Below are 13,821 nucleotides of genomic sequence, written 5' to 3'. Positions count from 1 at the left end.
GTAGTGGGGAGATCGAGCTGTTCCGGGCGGGGCTCTCGGACGGGGCGTTCGCCGTGTTGTTCCTGCATGGGCCCGGTGGGATCGGTAAGAGTGCGCTGCTCGCGGAGATGGCGGACGTGGCTCGGGACGGCGGGGTCGTGCCTGTGCTCGTGGACGCGCGGACGGTCGCGCCTGAGGCGGGGGCGTTTCTCCGGGCCGTGGAGCCGCCCCGGTCTGGGCGGTACGTGGTGCTGGTCGACACCTATGAGCTGCTCGGGGGGCTGGACGACTGGGTGCGGGAGCACTTCGTTCCGGGGTTGCCCGCCGACACGATCGTCGTCGTCGCGGGGCGGGACGCGCCGTCGGGGCGATGGGTCGCCGACGCGGGGTGGCATGAGCTGCTGAGGGTCGTGTCGCTTCGCAATCTCAGTCCGGCGGACACTCGGGCGTATCTGCGGGTCGAAGGGGTTCCCGGGGAGCTGCACGAGCGGGTGCTGGAGCTGGCGCATGGGCATCCGCTGACGCTTTCGCTGCTCGTCGACATGATCCGGCGGCGGGAGGATGTACCGGGTGCGTTGAGCGTCGCGCCCGATGTGGTGCGGGCGCTGCTTGCGCGGCTTGTGGACCAGGTGCCCGGGCCCCGGCATCTGGAGGCGCTCCAGATTTGCGCGCATGCCCGGTTCACCACCGAGGAGCTTCTTCGGGCCATGCTGGAGGACGACGCCGGGGCCCTGTTCAGGTGGCTGCGGGGGCTGTCGTTCATGGAGGAGCGCGAGTTCGGGTTGTTCCCGCATGATGTGGTGCGGGACATCCTGGACGCCGATCTGCGGTGGCGCGACCCGGACGGGTACGCGAGGCTGCATCGGGGGCTGCGGGGGCACTTCGTGGAGCGCGCCCGGAGGTCCGCCGACGGACGGGTCCGGCATCAGGATCTCGCCGACATCATGTTCCTCAGCCGTGATCACCCCATCGTCAAGGGGTACTGGCAGCTGACCGGGCTCGGGCAGGTCTCCGCGACCGGGTTGGAGGCCGGGGACGAGGACGTCGTCCTCGCCATGACCCGCAAGGTGCAAGGGGAGGAGCAGGCGGCTCTCGCCGCGCACTGGATCGAGCGGCAGCCTGGCGGGTTCGGGATCTTCCGGGACGGGGCGGGGGAGCCGTTCGGATACGCGGCCTACCTGGCGCTGCATGAGGCCGACGAGGACGATCTGGCCGTCGACCCCGCCATGCGGGCCATGTGGGAGCACGTGGTGCGGCATGGGCCGCCGCGTGCGGGCGAGAGCGTCCTGGCCTGGCGGTTCTTCGTGGACACCGAGTCGGACTCGCGGCCCTCCCGGTCGGAGACCATGATCCGGCTCTGGCACGGTCAGGAGGTCATCACCCGCGCGGGCAAGGCGTGGGACCTCGTCACCGTTCCGTCGGAGCGGGACTACTGGGATCCGCTGCTGTCCTTCTTCGACTTCCATCACGCGGCCGATGCCGCGTACCGGATCGGCGGGCGTCCCTACGAGGTGTACGCGCACGACTGGCGGGTCCTCGGCGTCGAGGACTGGCTCGCGCTCACCGCCGAACGGGAACTCGGCGCCCCCGTCACGCCGGCGAGCCCGCCCGAGCTCGTCCTGTCGCAGCCGGAGTTCGCGGGGGCCGTGCGCGATGCTCTGCGCGACCTCCACCGGCCTGACCGGCTCGCCGGGAACCCGCTGCTGCGGTCGCGGCTCGTCCGGGAGGCGGACGACCCCGCCGGCGAGCTGCGCAGGCTCATCGGGGCCGCGGCGGAGACGCTGCGGGACGATCCGCGCGAGGAGCCGCTTCATCGGGTCGCCGACCGCACCTTTCTGCGTCCGGCCCCCACACAGGAGCGGGCCGCGGAGATGCTCGGGCTGCCGTTCAGCACCTACCGGCGGTACCGCAACCGGGCCGTGGAGCGGATCGGGGCTCGGCTGTGGGAACGGGAGCTCTACGGACACCGATTGGACAGCTAGTGGCCTGGTAGGTGAACAGCGGGCCGTCGCATCGTCGCCTCATCGACCGAAAACGGGAGGCACGAGATGCGAAGCATCGGAGAGCACGCGGTGGTCCTGGGCGCCGGCATGGCGGGGCTGCTCGCGGCGCGCACGCTGGCCGGGGCGTACGAGCGGGTCACGATCGTCGAGCGGGACGAGGTGCGCACGGGGCGGGCGCGCAAGGGCGTTCCCCAGGGCAAGCACGCGCACATCCTGCTGCCGCGCGGGCAGCGGATCCTGGAGGAGCTCTTCCCCGGGGTGGAGCGGGAGCTGATCGGTGGGGGCGCCGTCGTCGCCGACCCTGGAGTCGATCACCGGTTCACTCTCGGCGGGCACGTGCTCGCCCGGCGGCCCGGTGCGGAACGGGCGATCCAGGCCAGCCGGCCCTTCCTGGAGCAGGTCGTCCGGGACCGGGTGTCGGCGCTGCCGGGCGTGCGGTTCGCCGACGGGCGCGACGTCGTCGGGCTGCTCACCGGCGGGCCGGCCCGGATCACCGGCGTCGAGGTCATGCCGAGGCACGTCGGCGGCGCCGCCGAGGAGATCCACGCCGACCTCGTCGTCGACGCGATGGGGCGGTCCGGACGAACCCGGTACTGGCTGGAGCGGCTCGGCCACGGGCCCGTGCCGCAGGAGGAGATCAGGCTCGGGGTCGGCTACGCCACCCGCCCGATCCGGCTGCCGCTCGACGCGCGCGTCGGCAGGGCCGTCGTCGTCGGCCCCCGCCCCGGGCAGCCGAAGGGCATGGCGATGGTCGCCGTCGAGGGCGACCGGTACCTGCTGACCGTCGCGGGACTGGACGCCGCGAACCGGCCGCCGACCGACGAGGACGGCTTCCGCTCGTACGTGCGGGACCTCGCGCCCCCCGACGTGTTCGAGGCGATCGACGCGGCCGAGCCGCTGGACGGCGTGGCCGCCCACCGGTACTCCTCCGACCTGCGCAACCACTACCAGCGGATGAAGGGCCTCCCCGACGGACTCCTCGTGACCGGGGACGCGCTGTGCAGCTTCAACCCCGTCTACGCGCAGGGCATGACGGTGGCGTGCCTGGAGGCCGAGGTGCTGCGCGACTGCCTCGACGAGGGCCGGCGCGGACTGACCCGGCGGTACTTCCGCGCCGCGGCGAAGGCGCTGAACGTCCCGTGGCGGATGGCGGTCGCCGCGGACCTCGCCATGCCGGAGGTCGAGGGGCACCGCGGCCCGGCGGTCCGCGTCATGAACGCCTACGTGGACCGCGTCCAGGCGGCCGCCGCCCGCGACACCGGCATCGCCGAGCAGTTCTTCCGCGTCATCGGCCTCCTCGACCCGCCCCCGGCCCTGATGCGCCCCTCGATCGTCACCCGCGCCCTTCTGCCCGCCGGGCGGGACCGCGCCCCGCGTCCCGCCGCCCGGAAGGAGCGAACGGCCGCCTGACGGCCCCCCGCGCACCGCCGCCTCTCGCGGGCGGCGGTGCGCTCGCATACCTTGGCGGACCGGACAACCGCAGGTAGGAGCACATGAACCCTTGACACCGGACCGATGTTCCACTTTGATGCTGCTCATGGAACAGCGGTCCAACTCCTCGAACGGCGGCCAGCTCGACCGGGCGCTGGACATCCTCGAACTCCTCGTCCGCTCCGGTGGCCCGCGCGGGCTGACCGAGATCGTGGAGAGCGTCGGCGGGCCGAAGGCGACGGTCCACCGGCTGCTGACGTCCCTGCAGGCCCGCGGATACGTGACCCAGGACCCCCGCACCGCCCGGTACTCGGCCGGCGTCCGGTGCTTCGAGCTGGGCAGCATGTGGGCGTACCAGCTCGACCTGCGCTCCGTCGCGGCCCCCCACCTGTCCGCGCTCAACCGGGACACCCGCGAGACCGTGCACCTCGCCGTCTACGACCACGGCGACGTCGTCTACGTCGACAAGCTGGAGAGCCCGCACCCGATCGTGGCCAAGTCGTACGTGGGCCGCCGGTGCCCGGCGACCTGCGTGGCCACCGGACGGGCGCTGCTGGCCTACGAGACCCGGGAGGAGATCGCGTCCGTGCTCGACGGGCCGCTGCCCGCCTACACCCGGGATTCGATCACCGACCCGGAGGCGCTGGAGGCGATGCTGGCCCGGGTGCGCGAGCAGGGGTTCGCGGTCAACCACGGCGGCTACCGGGAGGAGGTCGGGGGGCTGGCCGCCCCGATCCGCGACCACACCGGCCGCGTCGTCGCCTCGGTCGGCATCTGCCTGCCCGAGCAGCGGTTCGGGCCGGACCGCTTCGGCGCGCTGCGCGACCGCACCGTCGAATGCGCGGTGGCGGTGTCCGCCGCGATGGGCGGTCCCGGCTCGGCCGTCACCTCCCCGGCCGGCAGGCCGGGGGCCGCCGCGATGCCGACCGCGCCATGAGCGTCGCCGACCGGCTGCCGTGGCCGCGCCGGAAGGAGTCTCCGGCGGAGGAGCCCGCGGTCAGCCGCCGCTCCGTGCTCGCCGGGGGCGCCGGCCTCGCGCTGGCCGCCGCCGGATGCGGCTCGCCCGAGACCCTGACCGTCGCCGCGGACGGCAGCGTCACCGTGCGGGTGCTCGCGTTCCAGGCGCCGTCGCTGGGCGCCTTCCTGCCCGCGGTGATCAAGGCCCGGCGCATCGACCTCGCGCACGGCGTGCGGATCGCGTTCTCCTACTCGACCCCGGACAAGTACAACACCGAGTTCGCGTCCGGGCACTACGAGATCGGGGCCAGCGCGGCGCTGCTGTCGGAGGCGCTGCGCACCGAACGGGGCATCGACGTCACGTACCTGTTCAACATCTTCGACTACTTCAGCGCGGTCGTGACCTCGAACCCGGACGTCCAGCACCTCACCGACCTGCGCGGACGCAAGCTCGCGGCGGCGACCGGGACCACCAACCACGCGATGTTCGCCTGGTTCGCCGAGCAGGCGGGCCTCGACCTGGACGAGGTCGAAATGCAGAACCAGACCCCCGCGGGGCTCTCCACCATGGCCATCATGGGCCGCACCGACGGCACGGAGATCTGGGAGCCGGCCTACTCCTCGCTGCGCAAGAGGAAACCGGACATCCGCTCCCTCGACATCGGGATGCCGGCGTGGCGCGCCGCCTTCGGCACCGCAACGATCCCCTACCTCGGCCTGGCGGCCCACGCCGGCTGGGCCCGCCGCCATCCCGACGTCGTCGCCACCCTTTACCGGATCTACGCCGACGCGGCCGCGTGGACCCTCGCCGCCCCGGCCGCCGCGGCGAAGATCATCGCCGCCGCCACCCCGCGCGGCAAGGCGGCGACGCTGCAGGGCCTGATCGAGGACAGGGAGCGGCTCGGACTGCACGTGGCCCCCGCCGCCCGGATGACCGGCGCCATCGACGCCGTCTTCGAGGCGGGGCGGCAGACCGACTACCTCGCCGACACCCCACCGTCCACCATCGTCTACAGGGGGCTCTGATGGCCACCTCACCATCCACCGTCACCCCGGCCGCGCCTCCGGCGTCCGGTGCGCGCACGGCGCTGCGGCGATTCCGCGACCCGAGCCTGCCCATCCTGATCCTGGTCCTGCTGGGCATCTGGGCGGTGGCGTCCCGGTTCACGCCCGAGTACGACGTGCCCAGCATCCCGAGCGTCGCCGCCGAGATCGGCGGCATCCTCAGCAGCGGCGAGTCGGTGCGCAGCCTGCTCACCACGCTCGCCCGCGTCGGCGTCGGGCTGGTCGGCGCGTTCGCGCTCGGCCTCGCGCTGGGGCTGGCGATGGGCGCCAGCGCGGCGGCCGCCCGCTACCTGCTCCCGCTGGTCCGCTTTGTGCAGGGCATCCCGTCCCTGTCCTGGGTGATCATCGCGGTGATCTGGTTCGCCGACGTCGAGCTGCGCGTCTGGTTCGTCATGGTGCTGGTGACCCTGCCGGGCTTCGCGCTGCAGACCTACGACTCCTACCGGGCGATCCCGGCGGAGCTGCGCGACATGGCCCGGTCCTTCCGGCCAGGGCGGTGGTCGCTGTTCCGCGAGATCACGCTGCCCGCCATCACCCCGGGGATCTTCACGTCCTGGAAGGTCAACCTGGGGCTCGGCATCCGCATGGTGCTGATCGCCGAGCTGGTCGGCGCGACCGTCGGCGTCGGCGCCCAGCTGCTGTCGGCGCAGCAGCTGTTCGACATGGCGGCGGTCGTCTCGTGGACCCTGCTGCTCGCGGTCAGCATGCTGATCATCCAGGGCGCCGTCGAACTGCTGGAGTCCTGGGTGCTGCGCTACCGGCCCCGCAACGACCACCCCGGCCGGGCGTCCGCCGCGGCCCAGAAAGCGGAGGGCTGACCGGCATGAGCGACACCGTGAGCGACGCACCCGTCATCGAGTTCACCAACGTGCAGAAGGCGTTCGCGGGCCGGCCCGCGCTGCGCGACCTCAGCTTCGGCATCGGCCGCGGCGAGCTCGTCTCCGTGGTCGGCGTCACCGGCTGCGGGAAGTCCACCACGTTCAACCTGATCCTCGGGCTCTTCCCGCCCACCGAGGGCAGCGTCCGCGTCGAGGGCCACGACCCGTACACCGAGTTCGACTGGTTCCGCCGCCGGATGGCCGTGGTGTTCCAGGACGCCCGGCTGCTGCCCTGGCGCACCGCCGTCCAGAACGTGCGGACGGGCATGAAGTTCGCCGGGGTTCCCAAGCCGGAGTGGGACGGGCGCGCCCGCGACTGGCTCTCGCGGCTCGGGCTGGCCGGGCGCGAGGACGCCTACCCGCACCAGCTGTCCGGCGGCCAGCGGCAGCGCGTCGCGCTGGCCCGCGCCTTCGCCGTCGACCCGGAGATCATCCTCTGCGACGAGTCCTTCTCCGCGCTGGACGAGATCACCGCCGAGACGCTGCGCCGGGAGTTCGTCGACCTGGTCCGGGCCAACGGCAAGACCGGCGTGGTCATCACCCACTCGCTCAGCGAGGCGCTGACGCTCGGGAACCGGATCCTCGTGCTGCGCCCGCCCGGCCACCTCGCCGACGACGTCGTCGTGCCGCCGGACCCGGACCCCGGAACGCTGGCGGAGCTGCGCGAGCGGCTGCTCGCCGGCATGGCCCCCGCCGACCCCGCCGTCCTCACCGTGAAAGGAAGCGAGTGAAGCACGACTCTCCACGCAGGACGGGCGGAAGCCCCGACCTCGGCTACCTGGACCTGGGGCCGCGGGCCGCGGACGCGGTCGTGCTCCTGCACAGCCTCGGCGCCGACCACCGGATGTGGGGAGCACAGGCCGAGGCGCTGTCGGCCCGCCGGCGGGTCCTCGTGCCCGACGCCCGGGGGCACGGCACGTCCGGCTGGGGCGGCCCGCCGACCGCCGACATCTGGGCCGGCGACCTCGGCCGGGTGCTGGACGCGGCGGACGTGCGGCGCGCCGCGCTGGTCGGGGTGTCGCTCGGCGGCATCCAGGCGGTCGCGTACGCGGCCGGCCGCCCGGACCGGGTGTCGGCCGTCGTGATCGCGGACAGCTTCGTGGAGCTCGCCCCCGAGGTCGCCGAGGACAGGATCGCCGCGCTGGCCGGGCCCGCCCGCCGGACCGGGATGGGGGCGGTCGCGGACTCCTACGTCGGCGGCACCTTCACCCGCACGCCTCCGCCGCGCGGCGCCCAGGCGGTCCGCGCGGCGATCGCGGGCATGGACGCCGAGCACTACGCCGACAGCGTCGCCGCCTGCTTCTCGGTCCGCATCGCCGACCGGCTGGCGGACGTCCGCGCGCCGGCGCTCGTCCTGTGGGGGGAGCGGGACGCCAAGACGCCGCGCGCGCTGTCCGAACGCATCGCGGCCGGAATCCGAGGCGCCGAACTGGAGGTCGTCCCAGGTGCGGGCCACTTGTCCAACATGGAGAACCCCGCGGCGTTCACGGCGCTGGTCGAGGACTTCCTCGCCGCCCGCACACCCGCCGAGGACTCGGGGGAACGTTCCAATCCGTCGCCGTCCGGGGGGAGCTGACGTGGGAAGCCGCCACGAGATCGAGATCGTCGTCAACGGTGAGCCGCGCCGCTGCGGCACCGCCGCGCGCACCAGCCTGGCCGACCTGCTGCGCGACACCCTGGGGCTGACCGGGACGCACCTCGGCTGCGAGCACGGAGTGTGCGGGGCCTGCACGGTGCTGCTGGACGGCGAGCCGGTCCGCTCCTGCATCGTGCTCGGAGTCCAGGCGGACGGGCACGCCGTGACCACCATCGAGGGCGCCGCCGGCCCGGACGGGCGGCTCAGCCCGGTGCAGGAGGCGTTCTGCGAGGCCCACGCCCTGCAGTGCGGCTACTGCACGCCCGGGATGGTCCTGGCCGTCGAGGCCCTCCTGGACGAGCGCCCCGACCCGACCCGCGCCGAGATCGACGAAGCCCTGGGCGGCAACATCTGCCGGTGCACAGGCTACGTGCAGATCCGGGAGGCGGTCGAACGCGCCGCAGAAGGGAGGCGTGTCCGGTGACCGGAGCGGACACCGAGTACCGGTGGGTCTCGAAGCCGGGCCGTGTGCGGGAGGACAAGCGCTTCGTCAGCGGGCGGGGACGCTACGTCGCCGACATCACCCCGCCCGGCACGCTGCACGTCGCCCTCGTCACCAGCCCGCACGCGCACGCCCGCATCACCGGCATCGACGTGACCGCGGCGATGGAGGTGGACGGCGTCGTCGCCGTCCTCACGGGAGCCGAGCTGGCCAAGGACACCGAACCGCTCAGGCAGTACCTCGACGTGCCGCAGGTCCGGTGGCGCCCGCTGGCGGACGGGGAGACCCGGTACGCCGGGGAGTGGGTCGCCGCGGTGGTGGCCGACTCGCGGGCCGTGGCCGAGGACGGCGCCGAGCGCGTGCTCGTCGACTACGAGCCGCTGCCGATGGTGCTCGACCCCGAGGCCGCCAGGGAGGAGGGGGCGCCCCTCGTGCATCCCGCCCACGGCACGAACGTCATGGCGGACCGCGAGTTCCGCTGGGGCGACGTGGACGGCGACCTGGCCCGCGCGGCCGGGGTCGCGCGCGTCCGGTCCCGCTGGAACCGCAACTCCACCGTCCCGCTGGAGACGTTCGGCGTGGTGGCGAGCTGGGACCGCGGCCGCGACCTGCTGGACGTGTGGGCGTCGATCCAGATGCCGCAGTTCCCCGAGCAGCTCGCGCGGGCGCTGCGCCTGCCGACCAACCAGGTGCGGGTGCACTTCGACGTGGACGTCGGCGGGAGCTACGGGGTCAAGCGCGGCATCAAGCACGGCGTCCTCGCCGGCCACCTGTCGCGGATGCTGGACGCGCCGGTCAAGCTGATCGAGGACCGGGCCGAGAACATGCACGGCGGCGACTTCCACGGCCCCGACCGCGTCTTCGACGTGGCGCTGGCCTACACCGCCGACGGCACGTTCACGAGCATCCGCATCGACGTGCTCGACGACGAGGGCGCCTACCCCGGCCGGTCGCCGCTGCAGCTGGCCAAGCCGATCGGCGCGATCGTCGGGCCGTACCGGATCCCGAGCGTGGAATACCACGCGACCGCCGTCGTGACGAACAAGACCGGCCAGGTCGCCGTCCGCGGGTTCGGGCAGTCGCCGACGAACTACGCGATCGAGGCCGCGGTGGACGAGGTCGCGCGGACCCTCGGCATCGACCGGATGGAGCTGCGCCGGCGCAACTTCATCCGGCCCGAGGAGTTCCCGTACCGGATCCCCAGCGGCACCGAGTACGACTCCGGCGACTACCCGGCCGTCCTGGACGAGGCGATCGCCGTCGCGGACCTGCCCGCGCTGGAGGCGCGCCGCGACGAGCTGCGCGCCGCGGGCCGGCTCGCCGGGATCGGGGTGGCCGCCTGCCTGGAGCCGGGCGGCGGCAACGCGATCTTCGAGAACATCATGAACCCGTCCAACGACAAGACCACCTTCCCCGAGTCGTGCCGGCTGCGGGTGGACGGCGAGGGCGCCGTCACCGCGATCATCGCGCTCTCGTCGGCCGGCCAGTCGCACGACACCATGGTCGCGACGCTGGCCGGCGAGGAGCTCGGCCGCGACCCGGGGACGATCACGGTGGTGCGGGCCGACTCGCTGACCGGGATGCCGTCGCAGAGCCCGGTGGGCAGCCGCATGACGATCGTGCTCGGCCGGGCGATCCGCGGCGCGGCCGAGGAGCTGAAGGGGCGGATGCGCGCGATCGCCGCGCACAACCTGGGCGTCGCGCCGGACGAGACCGACTACGACGGCGGTGACGTGCGGGTGCGCGCCGATCCGGAGCGGCGGATGTCCTGGGACGAGATCGTCGCGATCGCCCACCGCAGGCGGCACCTGATGCCACCGGGCGTCCAGCCGGGCCTGGAGGTCGTGCACGTCGCGCACACGCCGCGCTCGGGCTCCCTGGCGCAGCCGGACGGCACCGTTCAGCTCTACCCGTGCTACTCGTTCGAGGTGCACCTCGTGCTCGCGGCGGTGGACCCGGAGACCGGCTCGGTCGAGCTGGACCGCTACTACATCGCGCACGACTGCGGAACGGTGATCAACCCCGACGTGGTGCGCGGGATGGTCTACGGCGGGACGGCGCACGGCATCGGCGTCGCGTTGTACGAGCAGTTCGCCTACAGCCCAGAGGGGCAGCCGCTGACCCAGTCGTTCATGGACTACCTGCTGCCCAGCGCGCACGAGGTGCCGACCATCGTCGACACCGAGCACTGCACGCCCTCGCCGTACACGACCCTCGGCCAGAAGGGGGTCGGCGAGGCGGGCTACATGGGCGCGCCGGCCGCCGTCGCCGGTGCCGTCAACGACGCGCTGACCGCCGCCGGGGCGGCGCCCCTGCACTCGCTGCCGATGAAACCGTCGGACGTGTGGGCGGCACTGCGGGCGGCCGGAGGCGACCGCCCCGAAGACGAGCATCGAGGAGAGCTGTGACCAGCCAGACCGTCATCGACGTCCACGCGCACCTGGTGCCGGGCGAGCTGCTGTCCGCGCTCGCCGCGGGCCGTGAGCGGTTCCCCGGCATCGAGGTCCGCCCGCACGAGTCGACCTTCACGGTGAGCTTCGCCGGCGGCGCGCCGACCCGCCCGATCGCCCCCGGCCTGCTCGACGGGGAGCGGCGCGGCCGCTGGCTGGCGGAGCAGGGCGTGCACCGCCAGGTCGTCGGGGGATGGCTGGACATCTTCGGCTACGACCTGCCCGCCGCCGAGGGCGCCGCCTGGGCCGAGACGCTGACCGGGGCCGTCCGGGAGGCCGCGGCGTCCGACGGGCGGCTCGTCGCGCTCGGCACCGTCCCCCTCCAGGACCCCGGACGCGCCGCCGCCGCGCTGGCGGCATGCCGCGCGGCGGGGCTGCCCGGCGTCATGATCGCGACCCGGGCGGGCGACCGGGAACTCGACGACCCCGCCTACACCCCGTTCTGGGAGGCCGCGGACGACACCGGAGCCGTGGTGTTCCTGCACCCCGGATTCGCCGGCGCCGGCCCGCGCTACCAGGACTTCGGCCTGGTGAACGGGCTCGCCCGGCTGGAGGACAGCACGGTCACGCTGGCCCGGCTCCTGTACGCGGGCGTCCCGGCCCGCTACCCCCGGTGCCGCCTCGTGGTGGCGCACGGCGGCGCCGCGCTGCCGTACGTGCTGGGCCGGCTGGTCCGCAACCACCTCCTTCACCCTGACAGCACGGCCGACCCGCTGGAGTCGTTCGCCCGGCTGTACTTCGACACCGTCGTGTTCGACCCGCCGACGCTGGAGTTCCTGGTCGCCAAGGCGGGCGCCGGGCGGGTGATGCTCGGTTCGGACCATCCCTTCCCGATCGGGGACCTCACCCCGCGCGAGGTCGTGGAGCGCGCCGACCTGAAGGAGAGCGACCGGGAGGCCGTCCTCGGCGGCACGGCCGCGGAGGTGTTCGGCGCCGGTCCGGGGCCCGCGGGGGGCGACCGGTGAAGCCGGTCGACTTCGAGCTGCACCGCCCGGCGACGACCGGGGAGGCGGTCGCGCTGCTCGCCGAGCACGCCCCCGAGGCCAAGGTGCTCGCGGGCGGCCAGAGCCTGCTGCCGCTGCTCAACTTCCGGCTGGCCCGGCCCGAGCACCTCGTCGACCTCGGCCGGATCGCCTCGCTCGCCGAGCTGCGGCGCACCCGGGACGCGCTGGTGGTCGGCGCCATGGTCCGGCAGTCGCGGGCCGAGCGGTCGCCCGCCGTCGCGGCGGACGCGCCGCTGCTCGCGGCGGCCTTCCCGCACATCGCCCATCCGCCCGTCCGCAACCGCGGCACGGTCGGCGGCAGCCTCGCGCACGGCGACCCGGCGGCCGAGCTGCCCGCCGTCGCCCGCGCGCTGGACGCCGTGTTCGTGGCGGCGGGGCCGGGCGGCCGCCGGGAGATCGCGGCCCGGGACTTCTTCCAGGCCAACCTCATGACCGCGCTGGACGCCGGGGAGCTGCTCGTCGAGATCCGGTTCCCGCGTGCCGCGCCGGGCACCGGAGCGTCGTTCCAGGAGGTCGCGCGCCGGAACGGCGACTTCGCGCTCGTCGGCGTCGCCGCCCAGGTGACCGTCCGGGACGGGGTGATCGGCGACGCCCGCGTCTGCGTGACCGGCGTCGGCCCGACGCCGTACCGTGCCGCGGCCGCGGAGGAGGCGCTGACCGGCCGGGCGCCGACCGAGGCGCGGCTCGCCGAGGCCGCGGACGCGCTGCGCGCCGCGATCGAGCCCAGCGGCGACCTGCACGCCACGGCCGGGTACCGCCGGGACGTCGCCGGGACGCTGGCGGCCCGCGCGGTCGCCGAGGCGCACCGGCGCGCCACCGCGGCGGCGCCGACCAGGCTTGACGACGGGGATGTCGCCGGCCATCCGGCCCGATGATGCGAAGGATGCGAGGAGACGACGTGATCTACGAGCTGCGCGAGTACACGGCCGCGCCGGGCGGCGCCGAGGCGCTGCACGCCCGGTTCGCCGACCACACGCTCGCCCTGTTCGAGCGGCTCGGCATGGAGGTCGCCGGTTTCTGGTCCGACCTGGACGACCCGGGCCGGATCCTCTACCTGCTGCGCTTTCCCGACGAGGAGGCCAGGCGGGCCGCCTGGGCGGCGTTCCAGGCCGACCCGGAATGGCGGCGGGTCAAGGCCGAGTCCGAGGCCGGCGGCGCGATCGTCGAGACGATGACCAGCCGCCGGCTCGGCACCGCGCCGTACTGGCCGCACGAGACGACCCGGTCCGCCGCCGGCCGGGGCGAACGAGAGAGCGCGACATGAGACTCGAGAACACCTTCCACGTTTCCCTGCCCGTCGAGGAGGCGTGGACGCTGCTGACCGACCTGCCGCGGATCGCCCCGTGCCTGCCCGGCGCGCACCTCGACGAGGTCGTCGACGGCGAGCACCGCGGCGGCCTTTCCACCAAGATCGGCCCGATCACGGCCCGGTACCGGGGCACCGCCCGGTTCGTCGAGCGCGACGACGTCGACCACCGCGGCGTCATCGAGGCGCGGGGACGGGAGGAGCGCGGCAGCGGCACGGCCGCCGCGACGGTCACCGCCGAGCTGCGGCCCGAGGACGGCGGCACCCGCGTGGACGTCACCACCGACCTCGCCGTCAGCGGGCGCGCCGCCCAGTTCGGGCGGAGCCTCCTCGCGGAGGTCGGCACCATGCTGATCGGGCAGTTCACGACCCGGCTGGAAGCCATGATCAAGGATGGGGCCGCGGCCCCGGCCGAAGCCTCCCCGGCCGTGGCGCCCGCCGCAGGCATCCCCGCCGTGGCGCCCGCCCCCGCGCCGCCCGCGGGGCCGGACGCGAGCCTCGACGTCGCCGCCACCGTCATCCTGCCGCTGCTGCGCCGCGCCGCGGTCCCGGCCGGAGCCGCCGTCGCCGCGGGGATCGCCGGCTGGCTGCTGGGCCGCCGTGGCGGGCGCCGCGCCCGTCGGCCCGAGCAGCCGTACCCCCTGCCGCCCTGGCTGTACGGGCAGGCCCC

The 13,821-nt window shown here is 74.3% G+C and carries 13 protein-coding genes; all 13 read left to right on the top strand.

All coding sequences use genetic code 11. The features are described 5' to 3' along the window. Positions 1-1,961: ATP-binding protein (locus E1281_RS28620; protein WP_207943547.1), on the top strand; the 1,961-nt coding region annotated here is incomplete at its 5' end. A gap of 66 nt (positions 1,962-2,027) precedes the next feature. Then, a complete protein-coding gene (locus E1281_RS28615; protein WP_131882820.1) occupies positions 2,028-3,392 on the top strand; it encodes an FAD-dependent monooxygenase in 1,365 nt (454 codons plus the stop codon). A 118-nt stretch (positions 3,393-3,510) separates the two neighbouring features. Beyond that, on the top strand, positions 3,511-4,350 hold the full coding sequence (locus E1281_RS28610) for an IclR family transcriptional regulator (RefSeq protein WP_131882819.1): 840 nt from the start codon (positions 3,511-3,513) through the stop codon (positions 4,348-4,350). Next, positions 4,347-5,396 carry an ABC transporter substrate-binding protein gene (locus tag E1281_RS28605; RefSeq protein WP_165959151.1) on the top strand — a complete coding sequence of 350 codons (1,050 nt, stop codon included), beginning with the start codon at positions 4,347-4,349 and terminating at the stop codon, positions 5,394-5,396. The genes E1281_RS28610 and E1281_RS28605 overlap by 4 nt, the downstream gene beginning before the upstream one ends. Continuing rightward, positions 5,396-6,253, top strand: coding sequence for an ABC transporter permease subunit (locus E1281_RS28600; protein ID WP_131882817.1), 858 nt, complete (start codon positions 5,396-5,398; stop codon positions 6,251-6,253). The genes E1281_RS28605 and E1281_RS28600 overlap by 1 nt, the downstream gene beginning before the upstream one ends. A gap of 5 nt (positions 6,254-6,258) precedes the next feature. Beyond that, positions 6,259-7,044, top strand: coding sequence for an ATP-binding cassette domain-containing protein (locus E1281_RS28595; protein WP_131882816.1), 786 nt, complete (start codon positions 6,259-6,261; stop codon positions 7,042-7,044). Beyond that, positions 7,041-7,889, top strand: a complete 849-nt coding sequence (locus E1281_RS28590; RefSeq protein WP_131882815.1) for an alpha/beta fold hydrolase — start codon at positions 7,041-7,043, stop codon at positions 7,887-7,889. The genes E1281_RS28595 and E1281_RS28590 overlap by 4 nt, the downstream gene beginning before the upstream one ends. Before the next feature lies 1 nt (position 7,890). Continuing rightward, the gene (locus tag E1281_RS28585) at positions 7,891-8,373 is read left to right on the top strand and encodes a (2Fe-2S)-binding protein (RefSeq protein ID WP_207943546.1); all 483 of its coding nucleotides are present in this window, start codon (positions 7,891-7,893) and stop codon (positions 8,371-8,373) included. Then, positions 8,370-10,799 carry a xanthine dehydrogenase family protein molybdopterin-binding subunit gene (locus E1281_RS28580; protein WP_131882814.1) on the top strand — a complete coding sequence of 810 codons (2,430 nt, stop codon included), beginning with the start codon at positions 8,370-8,372 and terminating at the stop codon, positions 10,797-10,799. Before E1281_RS28585 ends, E1281_RS28580 begins: the two co-directional genes overlap by 4 nt. Then, positions 10,796-11,806 (top strand): amidohydrolase family protein, encoded by a 1,011-nt coding sequence (locus E1281_RS28575; RefSeq protein WP_165959150.1) that lies wholly within the window; start codon positions 10,796-10,798, stop codon positions 11,804-11,806. Before E1281_RS28580 ends, E1281_RS28575 begins: the two co-directional genes overlap by 4 nt. Further along, positions 11,803-12,720 (top strand): xanthine dehydrogenase family protein subunit M, encoded by a 918-nt coding sequence (locus E1281_RS28570; protein ID WP_131882812.1) that lies wholly within the window; start codon positions 11,803-11,805, stop codon positions 12,718-12,720. Before E1281_RS28575 ends, E1281_RS28570 begins: the two co-directional genes overlap by 4 nt. A gap of 8 nt (positions 12,721-12,728) precedes the next feature. Continuing rightward, positions 12,729-13,109, top strand: coding sequence for an NIPSNAP family protein (locus tag E1281_RS28565; RefSeq protein ID WP_207943545.1), 381 nt, complete (start codon positions 12,729-12,731; stop codon positions 13,107-13,109). After that, positions 13,106-13,821, top strand: a 716-nt coding sequence (locus E1281_RS28560; RefSeq protein ID WP_131882811.1) for an SRPBCC family protein, incomplete at its 3' end; no start/stop codon positions are given. The genes E1281_RS28565 and E1281_RS28560, both read left to right, overlap by 4 nt.

The organism is Actinomadura sp. KC345, assembly GCF_004348515.1.
GTDB lineage: Bacteria > Actinomycetota > Actinomycetes > Streptosporangiales > Streptosporangiaceae > Spirillospora.
This window is presented reverse-complemented; position numbering and strand designations above follow the sequence as displayed.

Excerpts from the sequence above, each read along its gene's own strand:
- E1281_RS28595 (WP_131882816.1), top strand. The coding sequence starts at position 6,259 with ATGAGCGACACCGTGAGCGACGCACCCGTCATCGAGTTCACCAACGTG.
- E1281_RS28565 (WP_207943545.1), top strand. The coding sequence starts at position 12,729 with ATGCGAGGAGACGACGTGATCTACGAGCTGCGCGAGTACACGGCCGCG.
- E1281_RS28615 (WP_131882820.1), top strand. The coding sequence starts at position 2,028 with ATGCGAAGCATCGGAGAGCACGCGGTGGTCCTGGGCGCCGGCATGGCG.
- E1281_RS28600 (WP_131882817.1), top strand. The coding sequence starts at position 5,396 with ATGGCCACCTCACCATCCACCGTCACCCCGGCCGCGCCTCCGGCGTCC.
- E1281_RS28610 (WP_131882819.1), top strand. The coding sequence starts at position 3,511 with ATGCTGCTCATGGAACAGCGGTCCAACTCCTCGAACGGCGGCCAGCTC.
- E1281_RS28605 (WP_165959151.1), top strand. The coding sequence starts at position 4,347 with ATGAGCGTCGCCGACCGGCTGCCGTGGCCGCGCCGGAAGGAGTCTCCG.